Source organism: Bifidobacterium sp. ESL0800 (assembly GCF_029395355.1).
Taxonomy (GTDB): domain Bacteria; phylum Actinomycetota; class Actinomycetes; order Actinomycetales; family Bifidobacteriaceae; genus Bifidobacterium.
This window is the reverse complement of record NZ_CP113913.1, coordinates 2,210,204-2,227,752: the sequence shown is the minus strand read 5'-3', so window position 1 is coordinate 2,227,752 and position 17,549 is coordinate 2,210,204. Positions and strand designations below refer to the sequence as shown.

General features: G+C 59.2%; 13 protein-coding genes and 1 tRNA gene. 1 reads left to right on the top strand and 13 read right to left on the bottom strand.

The features are described 5' to 3' along the window. The first annotated feature begins 193 nt into the window (after positions 1 to 193). Positions 194 to 2,026 (top strand): MDR family MFS transporter, encoded by a 1,833-nt coding sequence (locus OZX75_RS08460; protein ID WP_277146192.1) that lies wholly within the window; start codon positions 194 to 196, stop codon positions 2,024 to 2,026. 110 nt (positions 2,027 to 2,136) lie between these two features. On the opposite strand, the gene OZX75_RS08455 is transcribed toward OZX75_RS08460, so the two are convergent. From OZX75_RS08455 to dapE, 13 genes are all read right to left on the bottom strand, one after another. Continuing rightward, positions 2,137 to 2,955, bottom strand: coding sequence for a GmrSD restriction endonuclease domain-containing protein (locus OZX75_RS08455; protein ID WP_525930242.1), 819 nt, complete (start codon positions 2,953 to 2,955; stop codon positions 2,137 to 2,139). A 311-nt stretch (positions 2,956 to 3,266) separates the two neighbouring features. Next, complete coding sequence (gene rplA / locus OZX75_RS08450; protein ID WP_277146191.1) at positions 3,267 to 3,962, bottom strand: 50S ribosomal protein L1; 696 nt, start codon at positions 3,960 to 3,962, stop codon at positions 3,267 to 3,269. A 13-nt stretch (positions 3,963 to 3,975) separates the two neighbouring features. After that, positions 3,976 to 4,404: a 50S ribosomal protein L11 gene (gene rplK / locus OZX75_RS08445; protein ID WP_277146190.1), complete on the bottom strand. Its 429-nt coding sequence runs from the start codon at positions 4,402 to 4,404 to the stop codon at positions 3,976 to 3,978. Positions 4,405 to 4,962: 558 nt separating this feature from the next. Continuing rightward, positions 4,963 to 5,859 (bottom strand): transcription termination/antitermination protein NusG, encoded by an 897-nt coding sequence (gene nusG / locus OZX75_RS08440; RefSeq protein WP_277146189.1) that lies wholly within the window; start codon positions 5,857 to 5,859, stop codon positions 4,963 to 4,965. Between the two features lie 31 nt (positions 5,860 to 5,890). Next, complete coding sequence (gene secE, locus OZX75_RS08435; protein ID WP_277146188.1) at positions 5,891 to 6,118, bottom strand: preprotein translocase subunit SecE; 228 nt, start codon at positions 6,116 to 6,118, stop codon at positions 5,891 to 5,893. Positions 6,119 to 6,147: 29 nt separating this feature from the next. Then, positions 6,148 to 6,223 (bottom strand) — tRNA-Trp (locus OZX75_RS08430). A 546-nt stretch (positions 6,224 to 6,769) separates the two neighbouring features. Then, positions 6,770 to 7,975, bottom strand: a complete 1,206-nt coding sequence (locus OZX75_RS08425) for a pyridoxal phosphate-dependent aminotransferase (protein ID WP_277146187.1) — start codon at positions 7,973 to 7,975, stop codon at positions 6,770 to 6,772. A 322-nt stretch (positions 7,976 to 8,297) separates the two neighbouring features. Continuing rightward, positions 8,298 to 9,431 (bottom strand): glutamate 5-kinase, encoded by a 1,134-nt coding sequence (gene proB, locus OZX75_RS08420; protein ID WP_277146186.1) that lies wholly within the window; start codon positions 9,429 to 9,431, stop codon positions 8,298 to 8,300. A 461-nt stretch (positions 9,432 to 9,892) separates the two neighbouring features. Further along, complete coding sequence (obgE, locus tag OZX75_RS08415; protein WP_277146185.1) at positions 9,893 to 11,590, bottom strand: GTPase ObgE; 1,698 nt, start codon at positions 11,588 to 11,590, stop codon at positions 9,893 to 9,895. A gap of 207 nt (positions 11,591 to 11,797) precedes the next feature. Beyond that, positions 11,798 to 12,049 (bottom strand): 50S ribosomal protein L27, encoded by a 252-nt coding sequence (gene rpmA / locus OZX75_RS08410; RefSeq protein ID WP_277146184.1) that lies wholly within the window; start codon positions 12,047 to 12,049, stop codon positions 11,798 to 11,800. Between the two features lie 43 nt (positions 12,050 to 12,092). Beyond that, a complete protein-coding gene (rplU, locus tag OZX75_RS08405; RefSeq protein ID WP_277146183.1) occupies positions 12,093 to 12,401 on the bottom strand; it encodes a 50S ribosomal protein L21 in 309 nt (102 codons plus the stop codon). Between the two features lie 228 nt (positions 12,402 to 12,629). Next, the gene (locus OZX75_RS08400; protein WP_525930241.1) at positions 12,630 to 15,752 is read right to left on the bottom strand and encodes an Rne/Rng family ribonuclease; all 3,123 of its coding nucleotides are present in this window, start codon (positions 15,750 to 15,752) and stop codon (positions 12,630 to 12,632) included. A 564-nt stretch (positions 15,753 to 16,316) separates the two neighbouring features. Further along, the gene (gene dapE, locus OZX75_RS08395) at positions 16,317 to 17,510 is read right to left on the bottom strand and encodes a succinyl-diaminopimelate desuccinylase (protein ID WP_277146181.1); all 1,194 of its coding nucleotides are present in this window, start codon (positions 17,508 to 17,510) and stop codon (positions 16,317 to 16,319) included. Between the last annotated feature and the right edge of the window lie 39 nt (positions 17,511 to 17,549).

The window sequence follows — 17,549 nt, the reverse complement described above, 5'->3', positions numbered from 1 at the left end:
GTCTGCGACCTGTGACATCATATATGCCCGCTATCCGGCTAAGGGTGTAATCTGAACCGGGTGAGCAAGCGTAGTGGAATCGTCTTTCCTCCGCCGAAATCATAATTGAACGCCTTGAATTTCGAAAATTGTGATAAACGTATGCAGGTACTAATGAACATCTCAGTGCAACAACAAGAGGGAGCGGGCGGTCGTGTCTGATCCAACGCAAACGTCGGCAAAATCTCCTTCGAAACCATCCTTGTCGAAAGCCCTCACCAAAGAGGAATCCTACATCGACGGGCACTTGAGCCATGCGGCCTTCATCTCCATCGCCATCCTCACCTTCATCACCTTCGTCGGCAACTTCACCCAGCTGCAACTGAGCGCGGCATTGCCGACCATCGTCTCCGAGTTCCACATCAATGTGACCACCGGCCAGTGGCTGACCTCCGTCATCCAGCTGGTGCAGGGCGTCATGGTGCCGCTGACCGCCTACCTCACCCGCCGTTTCTCCACCCGCCAGATTGTCATCACCTCGATGGTCGTCTTCACGCTCGGCTCTGTGCTGGCCTGGTTCGGCCCGACCTTCATCGTCGTGCTCGCCGGCCGCACGCTCGAAGCCATCGGCTCCGGCGTGATGTGGCCGGTGCTGCAGATCATCGTCTTCTCGGTCTACCCGATGTCCAAACGCGGCGTGGCGATGGGCACCGTGGGCGTGGCCATGAGCGTCGCCCCGGCCATCGGCCCGACCTTCGGCGGCTGGCAGACCGACGCCAGCGGCTGGCGCTCCATCTTCGTCTCGCTGACCATCGTCGGCGCCATCGCCCTGGTGCTCGCCATTTTCGGCCTGCATAACTTCGGCGAGAACGATGACGACGCCAAGGCCGACTTCTTCTCGGTGTGCCTGTCGATCATCGGTTTCGGCGGCCTGCTCTTCGGCTTCACCAACATCGAGACCTATGCGTTCACCAACCCTCTGGTCTGGCTGCCGATGGCCGTCGGCCTGGTCGGCATCGTCTGGTTCGTCACCCGTCAGCTCAAAGGCGCCAAGCGTTACAAGAAGGAAATGAACGCGGCCATCGACGATCTCGAAAGCAGCGAGATGCAGGCGTTCAAGGAGAGCGCAACGCAGCAAGCCGACGATTCCGCTTCATCTCAACCCGGCAGCGCTTCGGCCTACCCGGCAAGTATCGAGGCCGTGCACGCCATGGTCAAGCATGTCGCCGACAATCCGGACCACGCGGACAAGCTCAAGAAGCATTTCGCCAGTTCCAAGAGCCGATCGATCATCGATGGCATCAAGAAGATCCAGCCGCCACTGCTCGACCTCACCGTGCTCAGGAACCACAGCTTCATGATGGGCACTATTACCGCCGCCATGAGCTTCTTCGCCTTCAGTTCCATCACCGTCATCATTCCGCTGTTCATCCAGAACGACCGCGGCTACTCGGCCACGATCTCCGGACTGGTGATGCTGCCGGGCGCCATCGGCCAGTGCATCGCGCAGTTCTTCGGCGGCCGTGCGCTCGACAAGTACGGCGCGCGCCCCGTGGCTCTGGCCGGCACGACCATCCTCATGATCGGCACCATCATGATGAGTTTCATCAGCACTGGCATCCCGATCTGGTGGGTCTCCATCTGCCAGTTCATCCGACAGATCGGCATGGGCTTCGTGCTGATGCCGGTGACCACCTGGTCGCTCAACTGTCTGGAAGTGCGCTCGATGTCCGCCGGATCGGCCGTCACCAACACGGTGCGACAGATATCCGGAGCCATCGGCGCACCGGTGCTGGTCATCCTCATGGAGGAGTTCACCAAGATCCGGCAGAGCTCGATGGGTTCGGGCCACGAAGCCGCGATCCTCTCGAACATCTTCGGCATCAGGATGTCGCTGATCATCAGCTCGGTCATCGCGCTGGGCATGGTGCTGATCGTGTTCTTCGGCGTCAAAGGCCAGGGTGCCGGTTCGGCCCGAGACCTCGCCAACCGCACGCTGCGCCACGTCCATGTGCCCCACGTCCCCCACATTCATCAGCACAAGTAATCGGGATTCACGCCACGTTCAACAAACGCCGATGCACAGTTTGGAATGCACATCACAAACTGCACATCGGCGTTTTTCTTATTCTCGGGGCACTCCAGCCGAAGACGCTCTTACCGCTTCGGAATCTGCTGGGCCGGGCACGTTTTCAGGACTTTTGAGATGGCTTGTTTTTCGGAGGTCGTCACCGAGAGGTTGTATTTCTGCTTGACCCCGACCTGACGGGCGACGTAGGCACAGCGGAATCCGCGGTTCGCGGGAAGCCAGTAGGCGGCGGAGGCGGAACCCTTCTGCTGATTGGCCGGACCGTCGACGGCCAGCAGATTGTAGGCATCGTTGCCGTATTCCTGTTTCGTCTCCGCATCCCACTGGCTCGCCCCGGACTGCCAGGCGTTTTCCAGCGCCACGACATGGTCAATCTGCACCGCCGCGCTCGTCCGTTTGCCACGCACGAAACGGATGGATTTGCCGGTGTACGGTTCCTGCAAAGCGCCGGTTTTGACCTGACAAGCGCTCGGTTCCTTGTATCTGACGCTTGTCATGTCTCGCTTGAGGATGTCGTCACGGATGGTGCAACCGTCACCGTCGTCGTCGGTGGTGTTGTAGCCGAACGAATCGCGGTCGTAACCACGAGTGCTCGGATGGTCGTCCACCGGCAACGTCGCCAGCACCTGCGCCACCGGTCCGGTCGCCACATACTGGCCGGTCATCTGCGCAAGTGGCTTGCTCACTTTCGGCAGCGCCAGCCCGAAACCGACACCGATAATGCAAGCCGCAAGCAACAAAATCAGGAATCGTACCAGCAGGCTGTCGAAATCGACCCGTCGCCGTCGGAAATGGGCGTTGCTGACCCTCCTGCCGCCTTGAACAGGTCGACGGCGATAGTTGTTGGGCTTCCGCCGATACGCCCCTCCAGTATGCCAAGTCGTCATTTTTCCTTTTAGCCCTTCCCGGTGTCCCTTATTGCCGCAAAACGTTACGGCATCATCACGTCGATGGTGATTTAGGAATACAAAAAGCCAGAGGAAAAAGCAAGAGCCGAACACCGATTTACATAAAAATCAAGATTTCTTGATATTACGTTTGAGTGATAATAAACAATTACGAAAACCAGATAATGGATATTCAAGGCAAACAAGCGAGGAATTCATCAACAAAACCAAAGTTGCCCGGCACCTCTTTAAAGGTACCGGGCAACTTATCGATGAACTACGCTTTGCGCAACTCACACGCTTTTCACGCTTCAGACGAGCGGGGCAAGGTCCAGCGGAACGCCGGGGCCCATCGTCGAGGTGAGCGTCGCCTTGGAGATGTAGCGGCCCTTCACGGTGGAAGGACGCAGACGCTTGATCTCTGCGGCCACAGCCTGGAAGTTCTCTTCCAGCGCCTTCTGCTCGAACGACTTCTTGCCGATGATGAACGACAGGTTGCCGTTCTTGTCGACGCGGAACTCGATCTTGCCGCCCTTGATGTCCTTGACAGCCTTGGCCACGTCCATGGTCACGGTGCCGGTCTTCGGGTTCGGCATGAGGCCACGGGGGCCGAGCACGCGGCCCAAACGGCCGACCTTGCCCATCATGTCGGGAGTGGCGACCACGGCATCGAAGTCGAGGAAGCCGCCCTGCACCTTGGCGACCATGTCGTCGTCACCGACCATGTCGGCTCCGGCTTCGGCAGCCTCAGTGGCCTTCGGGCCACGGGCGAACACGAGGACCGTTGCGGTCTTGCCGGTGCCGTTCGGGAGGTTGACCACGCCACGGACCAGCTGGTCCGCCTTGCGCGGGTCGACACCCAGGCGATAGGTGGCTTCGATGGTCTCATCGAAACCGCGCTCGGGCATGCTCTTCAGCAGAGCGATAGCTTCGGAAGCGGTATACAGATTGCTGCCGTCGACCTTCTCGGCCGATTCACGATATTTCTTGGAATGCTTGTTAGCCATCTGTGTTCCTCCCTCAGCCTTCGACCGTGATGCCCATCGAACGGGCGGTGCCCGCGATGATCTTCATGCCGGCCTCGACGTCGCGAGCGGACAGATCGGCCATCTTGGTCTCGGCGATCTCACGGACCTGAGCCGAGGTGACAGTTCCGACCTTGTGGGTCAGCGGGTTGTCGGTGCCCTTCTTCAAACCAGCTGCCTTGAGCAGAAGCGCTGCGGCCGGCGGGGTCTTCAGAACGTAATCGAACGAGCGATCCTCGTAGACGGTGATTTCGACAGGAACAACCTGTCCCATCTTGTCTTTCGTCGCTTCGTTGTAGGACTTGCAGAAGTCCATGATGTTGACGCCATGCGAACCGAGAGCAGGACCGAGCGGCGGCGCAGGATTAGCCTTGCCGGCCTCAATCTGCAGCTTGATCAGCGCAGTGACCTTTTTTCCAGCCATAAATATGGCTCCTTTTCATTGTCCGTGCGGTGCTTACGGTCGCCCACGACACTTTTCGATATATCCGGTTTCGGCCGTTTCTGTGCGCCGTCATCTTGCGATGGCCGCACACCAGGCTGATAATACCGAAACCGACATATCGTCAATCTCAGCAAACCGTTGGTATATCAAGTGTCACGGGTCTCCTCCCGCAACTGATATTGCTTCTGCTGTGCTAGCGGGTCTCCCCTCCAGACACAAGCCTTTCTATTATTCCAGCCCTGCAAGACAATGAACTCTATCGCGATAAGCTGCATGTTCGTCGAAATCAGCGCTGTCAAAGAATCCCTGCCTAGTCGAAGAAAATGCGGTTTTACCAGCACTAACCTTCACTGCTGTGCTGGAAACACCGCATTTAGAAATTCTTTTTAGGACCTTTCCAGCATCAATGTGTGTGAAGTGCTGGTAAAGACTCATTTGCGACGACGGGCATATGCTGTGACAGGCAACGAATACCAATGATGCCGCAGACCTTGCGACCTGCGGCATCATTACTGAAAAGGTTAGACCGAAACGGTATCAGACGATCTTCTCGACCTGGCTGAAACCGAGCTCGACCGGTGTGTCACGGCCGAATATGGAAACCAGCACGGTGAGCTTCTGCGTGGTGGGCTCGACGTCCGAAACCGCGCCGGCCATCGTGGCGAACGGGCCGTCAATGACGGTGACCTGATCGCCGACCTTGTAGGAGACCTCGACCGTACGCTTCTTGGCGGCGGCAGGCTTGTCGCCCGCCTCCTTGAGCGCCTCGGAGGCGATCATCGGAGCCATCATCTTGACGACGTCCTTGCGGCTCAGCGGTGCAGGTTCCTTGGTGGGCCCCACAAAACCGGTGACGCCTTCCGTCTCGCGGACGATGCGGCGGGCGTTCTCGTCAGGCCACATACGAATGAGCACATAGCCGGGCACACGCACACGGGTGACGACCTTCTTGCCTTTGTCGGTATGCTTCTCGACCTCTTCCATCGGCACTTCGATCTGGAAGATCTGATCTTCAAGGCCGAAGCTCTGGATACGGGACTCGACGTTGGCCTTCACGCGCTTCTCATAGCCGGAATAGGTGTGAAGCACATACCACTTGCCGTCCAAACCGCGCAAGCTCTTGGAGAATTCCTTGACGGCCTTGGCTCCGGCGTCGTCAGCATCCTCGCCTTCGGTGTTCGCAGCAGTATCGGCAGCAGCGTCTCCGGCGACTTCGGCAGCGTTTTCAGACTCGCTTTCAGCGCCTTGAGCGCCCTCAGCAGAAGCAGCATCCGCGGAATCGTCGGAAGCCGGCTCAGTTGCATCAGCATTTTCGATACCCGCTACGGCATCAACTGCAGCATTATCAACGTTCTGCGCCTCTGCAGCAGTCTGATCACCGTTCGGCAGATCGGGCAATGCATCCAAGTCCTCGAGATTCACTTCATTATCCATGCTTTTAGTCACCTTTAAAAATTATTTACGCTCAGCCGAAAATCCAAAGAGTCAACTTGCCGAGACCGAAATCCATACCCGTAACGAGGGCCATCAGCAGCACCACAAAGACAAACACGGCAACCGACCAACCGGCCAGCTCTTTGGCGCTCGGCGTGACGACCTTGCGCAGCTCGTCGATAACCTGCTTGATGAACAAGCCGATACGCATGAAAATGTTCGGCTTGACGCTCTCTTCAGACTCGTGTGCCTTCGCCATATCCGTCCTTCGTTTGGCTTGTGATTACTTGGCAGGGAAGGCGGGACTCGAACCCACAACCTACGGTTTTGGAGACCGTTGCGCTACCAATTGCGCCACTTCCCTAGGTGAACTCTGTCTACGATACTCGAAGCACGAGACCATGCGACATAAACCGCCGAGGAAATAGTCTAGCCTCTTTTCGTGGTTTCGTCCACTCCTCGTGTCGCAACGAATTCACGGCACCTCAGTATACAGAGGCTGCTCAATTACTGTTTGCGATAGTTGCCGGAAACTTCATGATCAAATCCTCCAAAATCGGGGGTCTTGGTGCACCAAGAACCCCAAAAATGAAAGAATCACCACCAAATCCCACAAAAACAAGCCACTTGGTGCACCAAGAACCCCAAAAACGGAAGAATCACCACCAAATCCCACAAAAACAAGCCACTTGGTGCACCAAGAACCCCAAAAACGGAAGAATCACCACCAAATCCCACAAAAACAAGCCACTTGGTGCACCAAGAACCCCAAAAAAACAACGAATCTTGCGCAGTTACATCCGGGGCAGGAGGCTAAGCAGATCGCGATAGGGTAATCGGCAGGGAGAGCCAACAGACTAAAAGGCTCAGGCCTTTTCACTTCTCTCGTCCTTGCCTCAATCTATGGATTTCAGCCAACCCATTGCTTGAAACGGCGCATGCCCTCGGCCAGATCATCGTCGGCGAGCGCATACGAGAAACGCAGGAAACCGGGTGCGCCGAACGCTTCTCCAGGCACTGCGGCGACATGACCTTCGTCGAGCAACAGCGCGGCCAGATCGGAGGAGGTTTTGGCAGTCTTTCCGGCGTTGCCGATCGGACGGTTCAGCAAGGCGGTGACATCAGCGAAAGCGTAGAACGCGCCCTTGGGGGTGCGGCAGGTGACGCCATTTACCGCGTTGAGGCCGGCGACGATGGCCTTGCGGCGCTTGTCGAACGCCTTGCGCATCATCGCCACCGCGTCGAGCGAGCCGGAAACCGCCGTGTACGCGGCCTGCTGGCACACGTCGGCAACGTTGGAGGTCATATGGCCCTGCAGTTTGGCGGCGGCCTTGGCCACCGGCACGGAGCCGATAAGCCAGCCGACGCGCCAACCGGTCATGGCGTAGGTCTTGGCCACGCCGTTCAGGACGATGAGCTGGTCGCGCACTTCCGGCACGACGGCGCCGATGTACGCGGTCTTCTCGCCGTCATACGTAAGATGTTCGTAGATTTCGTCGCTCAGGATCCATACGTGATGTTCCAAGGCCCACTGCCCCACGGCACGCAACGTTTCTTCGCTGAAAACCGCTCCGGTCGGATTCGAGGGAGTGTTGATGAAGATGGCTTTGGTGCGTGGCGTGCGCGCGGCCTCAAGCGCTTCGACGGTCGGCTCGAAGCCGTTCTCCGCACCGCTGAAAACGATGACGGGCTTGCCGCCGGCAAGTCTCACGGCCTCGGGATAGGTGGTCCAGTAGGGGGCGGGAACAATGACTTCGTCACCGGGATTGACAATGATCTGGAGCGCCTCATACACGGCCTGCTTACCGCCGTTGGTCACCACTACCTGATTGGGCGAGACCTCGTAACCGGAGTCGCGCAACGTCTTCTCGGCGATGGCCTTACGCAACTGCGGCAGACCAGGGGTCGGGGTGTAACGATGGTTCTTCGGATCGCGACACGCCGCGGCGGCCGCCTCGACGACGTAATCGGGAGTCGGGAAATTGGGTTCGCCGGCGCCGTAACTGATGACATTGACGCCTGCGGCCTTCATCGCCTTCGCCTTGGAATCCACGGCCAGGGTGGCGCTCGGCGCCACAGAATTCACACGATCACTTAACGTCTGCCACTCTGCCATTTTCGTCTCCCGCATCTCGCTGGCAATTACCAACTCAAGATTAGACCGCAGTGGCGAATTGGCAAGACAGATGGGCATATAACGAAATGCGCAACATCGCCGGGCCAACAATTGTGCAAGAAATGGGTCACTGACGCCATCCCAACGCTACATTTCTTGCACAACCAACGCATCATGAAAGACTTAAGCCACTGACACACACTCAGCGGCACATTTCTTGCACAGCTAACACGCCATGCAAGATTCAATCCACTGGCATACTCCCAGCGGTACGTTTCTTGCATAATTGGCTGGCGGCCAGCTGGCGGAATTGGTTTCTGGTCTATAGCAGCACCAGATTGTCGCGGTGGACGAGCGGATGGGCGTATTCCTCACCCAGCAAGCGCTTGAGCTGGGATGTGTCGCGGCCGAGGGTATGCGGAATCTCGTCGGAATCGAAGCCCGAGAGGCCTTTGGCGATATGGTTGCCGTCTTCGTCGTCGATCCAGACGGGGTCACCGGCCGAAAATTCGCCGTGCACTTCCAATACTCCGGCCGCCAACAGACTCGCCTTGCCGCCGAGCACGGCTTTGATTGCGCCTTTGTCGCCGACGAGCGTTCCGCGCGGATTGGCCGCAAAACCGATCCACAGACGACGTGAGGAATCGCGGTGCTGCGACGGGGCGAAAGCCGTGCCCGTGGGCTCGCCGTTCAGGGCTCCGGCAATGTTACCGGCGCTGGTCAGCACCACGGGAATGCCGGAAGCGACTGCTATACGCGCTGCCTCGAGCTTGGTGACCATGCCGCCGCTGCCGACGCCCGACGAGCTGCCGGCGACCGTTACCTCGTTCAGAATTCCGTCTACGTTCGGCACGAAACCGACCCGTTTGGCATTTGGTTTTGAGGGCGGAGCCGTATAAAGGCCGTCGACGTCGGTCAGCAGCACCAGCGCATCGGAACGCACCAGATTGGCCACCAGCGTGGAAAGGTGGTCGTTATCGCCGAAGCGAATCTCGTTGGTAGCCAACGCATCGTTTTCATTGATAATCGGGACCACGCCAAGATCAAGCAACCTAAGCAGCGTGCGCTGTGCGTTGCGGTAGCGCGAGGCGTGCATCGTATCATCGGCGGTCAGGAGAATCTGACCGACGCGCACACCGTAGCGCGCGAAACCGATCTCGTAATGCTGCATCAGCACGCCCTGACCCACCGAAGCCGCGGCCTGCTGGGTCGACACATCGGACGGTCGCGCGTCGAATCCGAGCGGACCGAAACCTGCCGCGATGGCACCGGACGACACCAAGACCATACGAGTGCCGCACTTGGCATGCTGAGCCAAAATCTCAACCAACGCGCCGACCTTGCCGACGTCCAAATGTCCGGAAGGCTTGGTCAGCGAGCTGGAACCGACCTTGACCACGACGGTCCGCGCGTTCGCGACCATCTGCCGAATCTGCGACTCACTCGCCCTCTGCATTGCCTTGTCACCTGTTTTCCCTATACCGCTTTATGCGTTGACGGATATTCCAGCCAGCAACAGCTTACTTCCTTGCCCTCATAAACCATAGGAAACACGCCGGGAGCGACGTGAGCGAAGAGGCTTTACCAATATGATCAACATTCATCATGTCGGAACCCATTGCAGGAATCCAGCGAAAAGGCCATAGATCAAAAAACATGTTCACAATAACACCGGAATCATTCTGCCATATGGCTTAAAACCGTTCAAGAACTGCTTGGAAAGACCGCAATCACTTTCCGCCATTTCATGATATATTACAACTGATTTTGAACACGACCAAGGAGTCTATCTCCCCCAATAGGGCAACAGAGAACCAAATAAACTACAGCGTGAGATATGCAAAATCGATGCTCATATCTCACGCTGCCTAACGTCAGTCGACGCTGCTTGCCCGTCTCGCAGGACACGAATCAGTATTAGTCGTCATCGTCGCCGTCATCGGATTCGTGGCCGCCGAGAATCGCGTGCTCGTCGTGCCTGTCGTCGTCAACGCTCGGATCGGCCCAGTGGCCGGCTGTTCGTTCCTGACGCATCGCCTCGCGCACGGCGGTCTTGGCGTCCATCATCTCGTGATACTGACGGCGGCGTTCGGCGTTGGTGCGGCGGCGGACACGGTTACCATCAGACCCGTCATCCAACCGCAGGTCCTTGCCGCGGGCACCCAACTGGGCGCCGTCGAGCATTTCCGCGCCGGCGGCGATGGTCGGGTCCCAATCGAAGGCGACCGCATTCTCACCCTTGCCGATGCGTACTTCGTCACCGGGCTTGGCGCCATGGCGACGCAGCTCGTCCTCGACACCTAAGCCGGCCAGACGGTCGGCGAGATAGCCCACGGCCTCATCGTTGTCGAAATTGGTCTGACGCACCCAACGTTCCGGCTTCGCACCGGTGACGGTGAACCACACCGCTCCCCTGCGGTTGCTTTCGCGCTCGACAGTGAAATCAAGCGAGGTGCCACGTTCATCGTCGGCACGGCGGCGACGGCGCGCCGGCTGCTCCAACGGCTTGATGACCACGCGCTCTTCGTCGCGCTCGGCTTCTTCGCGGGCCAGCTTTGCGCGCAGCTCGGTGACCATCTCGCCTAGAGCGTAACCGAGTTCCTTCAAGCCCTCGTGCGAGGCGGTGGAGACGATGAAGGTCTTGAGTCCCAACTTCTCGAACTCCGGGCGTACGAATTCCGCCAATTCCTTGGCTTCGGGCACGTCGGCCTTGTTGAGGATGATGACGCGCGGGCGTTCGGGAATCGGGATGACGCCGAGCGGAAGCTTGAGTTTCGCGGCGTACTTCGCCAGCTCGTCTTCCAGCGCGTGGTAATCGGAAATCGGATCGCGGTCCGGCTCCAACGTGGCGCAATCGATGACATGCGCGATGATCTCGGTGCGTTCGATATGGCGCAGGAACTCGAGGCCGAGCCCCTTGCCCTCCGAGGCTCCGGGAATCAGGCCCGGCACGTCGGCGATGGTATAGCGGTATTCCTCGAGCTTCACTACGCCGAGGTTCGGTACGAGCGTGGTGAACGGATAATCGGCGATCTTCGGTTTCGCGGCGCTCATCGCGGCGATCAGGCTGGATTTGCCGGCCGAAGGGAAGCCCACCAACGCCACGTCGGCGATGGATTTGAGCTCCAGGATCACGTCGCGTTCCTCGCCCGGTTCGCCGAGCAACGCGAATCCGGGGGCGCGACGCGTCTTGTTGGCCAGCGCGGCGTTGCCCAAGCCTCCCATGCCGCCCGCTGCGGCGACAAACCGATCGCCGGCGTGGCGCAAGTCCGCCAGCTCGCGGCCGGGGTGCTTGGCCTTGCCCTGCGCACCCTTGGCCTCGAAAATCACGGTTCCCGGCGGGACCGGCAGCACCACATCGGCGCCTTTCGAGCCGTCCTTGGTGTCGCCCAGGCCCATCGTGCCGCTTTCCGCCCGGCGATGCGGGACGAAACGATAGTCGAGCAGGTTGTTCGCGTTCGCGTCGGCGACGAAAATGACGGAACCGCCGTCGCCGCCATTGCCGCCGTTCGGCCCGGCCAACGGCTTGTATTTCTCGCGCTTGACCCCTGCGGACCCGTTGCCGCCGTCCCCGCCCTTGACGTGGACGGTCACTCTATCTACAAAGTCTGTCATGTTTCCTTACCTTACCGATGGGTATTCATCTTCCCATAACCCTGGCGACGAGTCCCGAAATTATCGTTTTGGGCAAAAGTATGAGGCGCGTCGCAAGCACATTCCGGCATCGCAATCGCTTCCCGCCGGCCATATCATCAAAAATACAAGAAGGTCGCACCCACATAGGTACGACCTTCTTGATGAAAAGCTAGTTGGCTTGAAGTCTCACTCGGCGACTACGTCGACGACCTTGCGGTCGCGGCGAACGCCGAACTTCACGTTGCCGTCGGACAGCGCGAACAAGGTATGATCCTTGCCGGTGCCGACGTTCTGGCCGGCGTGGAACTTGGTGCCACGCTGACGAACGATGATGTTGCCGGCGACGACAGCCTCGCCACCGAACTTCTTGACGCCAAGGTATTGCGCGCTTGAATCGCGACCGTTGCGGGAAGCGGATGCGCCCTTCTTATGTGCCATTGTCTGTTCCTTTCAGGCTTTGATTGCTCTTACGCTACCGAAATCAGGCGATTGCCGTGATCTTGATGACGGAAAGCGGCTGACGATGGCCCTTACGGCGGGCAACGCCGGTCTTGTTCTTGAACTTCTGGATGTTGATCTTCGGGCCCTTGGCCTCATCGTCAACGACTTCAGCCTTGACGGAAACCTTGGCAAGATCCTTGGCGTTCAGCGTCACCTTGGCGCCGTCGACCACGAGCGCGACCGGGAACTCCACGGTATCGCCCTTCTTCGCATTGAGACGGTTGACCAGGATGACGTCACCGACCTCGACCTTTTCCTGATGGCCACCGGCCTTCACAATCGCGTACATATCTCGTTCCTTGCTATTTCGAAAGCTAAACTGCCCAGCACGTCTTCGACTTCCACGGCCAGACACCAGTCTTTTAGAGTACACCGACCCACGTACTAACGTCAATCCATACTAACGGCATGTCCCTACGTTGCGCATGGTCGGGGTGTTGTGTTCCCGATTTCACAAAAGACAAGTGAAAGCGAAACCGGGAACGTAGATTTATTACCTTATTATTTCAGCGCGATTTCAGCTTTTGTCAGCCGAAGAATCAGCAGACGAATCCGAATCGGATGCTTCTTCCTTCTCCTCGTCGTTGGCCGCCACAGCCGCCGCGGCGATCTGCGCGAGCTTGGCCTTGACCGCCGGGCTCGAACCCTTCGGCGCCTGCACCTCGGGAGCACTGCCATGGCCGTGCTTGTTGGTGTGGACGAACGGGTCGCCGCCCTTCATCGCGTACGGATCGGCATAATCGGCGGAAATCGTGGGCTCGTCATGGAGAATGAAGCCACGGCCCTTGCAGGTCGGGCACTCCTCGCTGAAGGCCTCCACCAGGCCCTGGCCGATGCGCTTGCGGGTCATCTGCACCAGGCCGAGCGAGGTGACCTCGGCCACCTGATGCTTGGTACGGTCACGCGCGAGGCATTCGACCAAGCGCCGCAGCACGAGGTCGCGGTTGGCGGGCATCACCATGTCGACGTAATCGATCATGATCATGCCGCCGATGTCGCGCAGCCGCAGCTGGCGGGCGATCTCCTCGCTGGCCTCGAGGTTGCAGCGGGTGACCGTCTCCTCAAGCGACTTGCCCTTGCCGATGAACCGGCCGGTGTTGACGTCGATAGTGGTCATGGCCTCGGTGCGGTCGATGACGATCGAGCCGCCGCTGGGCAGGTAGACCTGGCGCTCCATGCCCTTGCGAAGCTGGGAGTCAATCTGCCACTTATCGAAGACGTCCTTGCCCTGATGCTCCTCGGGATCCCACTTTTCGAGGCGGTCCTTCAAGTCGGGGGCCATCGTGTCGAGATATTCCTCGATACGCTCGTAAACCGTGTCGCCTTCGACGATGAGCTTGGAGAAATCGTCGTTGAAGATATCACGCACCACACGGATGGCCACGTCGGGCTCGCCCTGCAAAAGCTTCGCGCGCTTGCCGTTGTGATAGAGCTTGCGCTTGTCCTCGATCTTCTGCCATTGACGCTTGAGATTCTCGAGGTCCTTTTTCAGCGCGTCTTCGCTGGCACCGTCGGCGGCGGTGCGGATGATGACGCCCATATCCTTCGGGGCGATCTTGGAGACAATGGACTTCAGGCGCCCACGTTCACGCTCGGGCAGCTTGCGGCTCACGCCGGTCATACCGCCGGAGGGGACAAGCACCAGGAAACGGCCTGCGAGCGTGACCTGCGAGGTCAGTCGCGCGCCCTTGTGGCCGATCGGATCCTTGGTGACCTGTACCAGAACGGGATCGCCGGATTTGAACGCAAGTTCGATGCGGCGCGGCTGGCCTTCCAGGCGCGTGGCGTCCCAGTTGACCTCGCCGGCGTAGAGCACGCCGTTGCGGGGCTGGCCGATGTCGACGAACGCGGCCTCCATGCTGGGCAGCACGTTCTGCACGCGGCCCAAGTAAATATTGCCGACGGTGGCGACCTCCTGGATATCGGAGACGTAATGCTCGACGAGCACGTTGTCTTCGATCACGGAAATCTGGGTATGTTGCCCTTTCTCGCGCACCACCATCAAGCGGTCGACGTTCTCACGACGGGCGAGGAAATCCTGCTCGATCAGCTGGTTCTGACGGCTGCGCTCGCGGCGGTTGTCGCGGCGACGCTGCTTCTTGGCCTCGAGGCGGGTGGAGCCTTCGATATCGGTGATCTCGTCGATATACTGCTGCTTGCGACTGCGGCGCGAGGTGGAACGAGACGAACCGCTTTCGCTTTCCTCGCCTTTGGAACCGCGATGACGACGACGGCGACGGGTCAGCGGCTGGTCGTCACTGTCCTCTTCGGATTCATGCCTACGGCGCCGACGGGAATCGCCGCGATCAGCCTCGCCACGATCGTTGCGGCTATTGCGATCGTTGCGATCACCATTGCCCTTGCGGCTGCGGCGAGAACCGTGCTCTTCGCTTTCGTCCTCTTCATCAAATTCGGCATCGTCCTGATCGGCTCGCGAAGAACCACGGCCACTGCGCTCACGGCGTGTCGCCCGTTCACTGCCACGCCCACGACGCCTCGCTCTGGATTGCTCGGCTTCCACATCGTCGATGGGACGATAGGTGATGTCGTCGTCTTCGAGGTCTTCCTCGATCTGCTCGATCTCGTCGGCCGCATGACGCTCCTCGGCGTTGAGCCTGCGACGACGATGGGTGCGACGTTCGCTGCGTTCGGCGGCTTCCTCGTCATAGATGTCATCGTCATCCTCGCTCCGGCGCGAACGACGGGTCGTGCGCGAAGCATTCCGGCTTTCGTCCTCATAATCGCGGTCACGGTCATTCGACCTGCCACGTCTGGAACCCGAACGGCTCCGTCGCTCATCTTGTTCCTCGTCCGACCGTTCATCGTCGCGTTCGGAACCACGGCGCGAACGGTTGCTGCGCGTCGAGCGGCGTGAACCGCGCTCGCCGCCTTCGTCGTCCTCGTCCGCACGAGCGCGAGAACGTCGCCGAGTCGTCTTAGGCTCATCGTTTTCATCGTCTTCGCCTTCACCGGGAAGCACAGGCTCCTGGAAGAGCAGCGATGTCATTGGATGAGGGGTGTGATGGCTCTCGTGGCCTTCGGGAAGGCCTTCGACGGCGTCAATGACACGTTCCTCGGCGGTTTCGACGGCAACTTCCGTCTTTGCCTCGCTTGCCGATACGGAATCGTCGGACCTGCCACGCGACTTTGCAACACCTGTACGGCGGCTGCGGCCTGAAGCGGAAGATTTCTTCGACTCGTCATCAGACTTGCGAGTTCGGGCGTTTCGGCGAGACGTTTGAGGCCCCTCATCCGCCTCTTCATCGTCACGGGCACGACTACGCGTCCGTGTCCTTTTCGTCGTGCTGGATGACGAGTCATCCGTGCCGCGCGACGAAGCGGCCTTCCTGCCGGTTCTCGTTCCAGACGTTCTTGAACCTGCCTCGACTCCGCTTTCGTCGGATTGCTTCTCGCCACTAGCGGATTCAGCACTTTCACGCTCTTCCACTTTCAATGCCACGGCGGCACCGGCGGCACCGGCACCGCGGACTACGCGGCGGCGAACCGTACGGCGACGCGTTGCGGGCTCACTATCCGTAGATGGGGATGAAGAAGGTAAATTGGTATCGTTTTGTGTGGCGTCATCGGTTTGACCGACCCCGCCTCGGGTTACTCTGGGCACAATGCTCCTTGTCGACATGCTGCAATCATGTCGGCTTATCTTGGCCGTCTACGGCTCTCACACCGCGCTCTCACCGCGGCCACGCAACAGTTGCGTTCGTAGTCGGCAATCTAAAAGTCATTACGTTCGTCACGGCGGACACCGGCACTTGCGGATTAGCACGCAAGGGGATCAACGCCATCGGAATTCGGCAACTTGCAGAATCACCAGCTTTTATTATACGTCCACTGGGGTAGAAGTGACAACAGATGCACTATGCTGTGATCACCGACGCACCCAAATTTTATAATTCCACCCAAAACAACCCTGTTGGTGCCACCAAGTTGCCTGTATTCACGCAATTTACGGCCAATTCTCCATTTTTGGGGCATCTTGGTGCACCAAGAACACGCTAAAACGCAAAATTGATGGGCAATTCCCAAATTTTGGCGGACTTGGTGCACCAAGATACCCCAAAAAATGAAGAATTCACAAATGGTGGGGCAAACATAGGTCGTGCGCGATAAGCGCCACAACTAACCGGAAGCGCTACAACAGTCCGGCAACATTGCAACGCAGGAATCCCGGATACGCAAACGTTCGCTAACGTAGCCACTGCTCGAGGATATCGGCAAGCAACATGAGCTGGCTGAATGGTATCTGCTCATCGGCCTTGTGTGCCAAAAGCGGGGAGCCAGCGCCGAGGTTGACGGCCGGGATGCCGATGGACGAGAAGCGGGCGACATCGGTCCAGCCGAGCTTGGCCTGGGGGGCAAGTCCCGTTTTCTCCTTAACCAGTTTGGCCAAAGAAACCGCCAACGGCGCATCCATGCCGGGGCGCGCGGACGGCGATTCGTCCTTCATCTCGATATCGAAGCCTTCGAACATGCCGCCGGTGGCCTTGTGCTCGCCGTTGCCCATCTCGGCGCCGGCATCGGCCCCCATCATCAGTGCTTTTGCGGCCGGCAGGTCCTTGTCGGGCGCGAAACGATAGTTGACGTGGATACGGCACTCGTCGGGGATGACGTTGGTGCCTTTGCCGCCGGAGATCAGGGTGGCGTTGACGCCTTCGCGGTAGGTCAGGCCGTCCACCTCGACATCCTGCGGAACGTAGGCGGCAAGCCGGTCGAGGACTTCGGCGGCCTTGTGAATCGCGTTTTCGCCCATCCATGCACGGGCGGAATGGGCGGCGACACCGTGGGTGACCACATCGAAGCGCATGGTGCCGTTGCACCCGCCTTCGATGCCGCAATCGGTGGGTTCGCCGATGATCGCGAAATCGCCTTGTATCCACTCTGGGTGGGCACGCGCCACCTTGCCCAAGCCGTTCTTTTCGGCCACGACCTCCTCATGGTCATAGAAAACGTAGGTAAGGTCGTATTTCGGCGCGGTCATCGTCGCCGCGAGATAGAGCATCACCGCGTCGCTGGCCTTCATATCCGTCGCGCCGCGGCCGAACATCACGCGCTCTCCGGAATCCTTCATCTTCGAGGCCACGTCGGCACGTATACGCTCGTCTCTCGGCTCAAGCCAGACCGGCGGGAAATTGTCGATGACCGGAACCGTGTCGAGGTGTCCGGCGAGCACCACCCGCTGCGGGCGAGAAAGCGAGGTCGAGGCGACCACCGTGTCACCCAGACGGTGAACCGTCATATGTGGCTGCCCGCGCAGGAACGTCTCGACCTCATCGGCGAGCGCCGTCTCGTCGTCGGAGACGGAATACGACTTCATCAATTCCTCGAACAGCCCGTTAAGCGCGGTCTCGCGCGCGGATCCCTCTTGTATCGTCAGACTCATGGCTTCTTATCCTAGCGGACCGGCATACGGATCTTCCAT

What these genes read in the sequence shown, in the direction of transcription:
- rplU (WP_277146183.1), bottom strand. Translation starts at nt 12,401, where the DNA reads ATGTACGCGATTGTGAAGGCCGGTGGCCATCAGGAAAAGGTCGAGGTC.
- dapE (WP_277146181.1), bottom strand. Translation starts at nt 17,510, where the DNA reads ATGAGTCTGACGATACAAGAGGGATCCGCGCGCGAGACCGCGCTTAAC.
- proB (WP_277146186.1), bottom strand. Translation starts at nt 9,431, where the DNA reads ATGCAGAGGGCGAGTGAGTCGCAGATTCGGCAGATGGTCGCGAACGCG.
- secE (WP_277146188.1), bottom strand. Translation starts at nt 6,118, where the DNA reads ATGGCGAAGGCACACGAGTCTGAAGAGAGCGTCAAGCCGAACATTTTC.
- nusG (WP_277146189.1), bottom strand. Translation starts at nt 5,859, where the DNA reads ATGGATAATGAAGTGAATCTCGAGGACTTGGATGCATTGCCCGATCTG.
- rpmA (WP_277146184.1), bottom strand. Translation starts at nt 12,049, where the DNA reads ATGGCACATAAGAAGGGCGCATCCGCTTCCCGCAACGGTCGCGATTCA.
- obgE (WP_277146185.1), bottom strand. Translation starts at nt 11,590, where the DNA reads ATGACAGACTTTGTAGATAGAGTGACCGTCCACGTCAAGGGCGGGGAC.
- OZX75_RS08455 (WP_525930242.1), bottom strand. Translation starts at nt 2,955, where the DNA reads ATGACGACTTGGCATACTGGAGGGGCGTATCGGCGGAAGCCCAACAAC.
- rplK (WP_277146190.1), bottom strand. Translation starts at nt 4,404, where the DNA reads ATGGCTGGAAAAAAGGTCACTGCGCTGATCAAGCTGCAGATTGAGGCC.
- rplA (WP_277146191.1), bottom strand. Translation starts at nt 3,962, where the DNA reads ATGGCTAACAAGCATTCCAAGAAATATCGTGAATCGGCCGAGAAGGTC.
- OZX75_RS08400 (WP_525930241.1), bottom strand. Translation starts at nt 15,752, where the DNA reads ATGTCGACAAGGAGCATTGTGCCCAGAGTAACCCGAGGCGGGGTCGGT.
- OZX75_RS08425 (WP_277146187.1), bottom strand. Translation starts at nt 7,975, where the DNA reads ATGGCAGAGTGGCAGACGTTAAGTGATCGTGTGAATTCTGTGGCGCCG.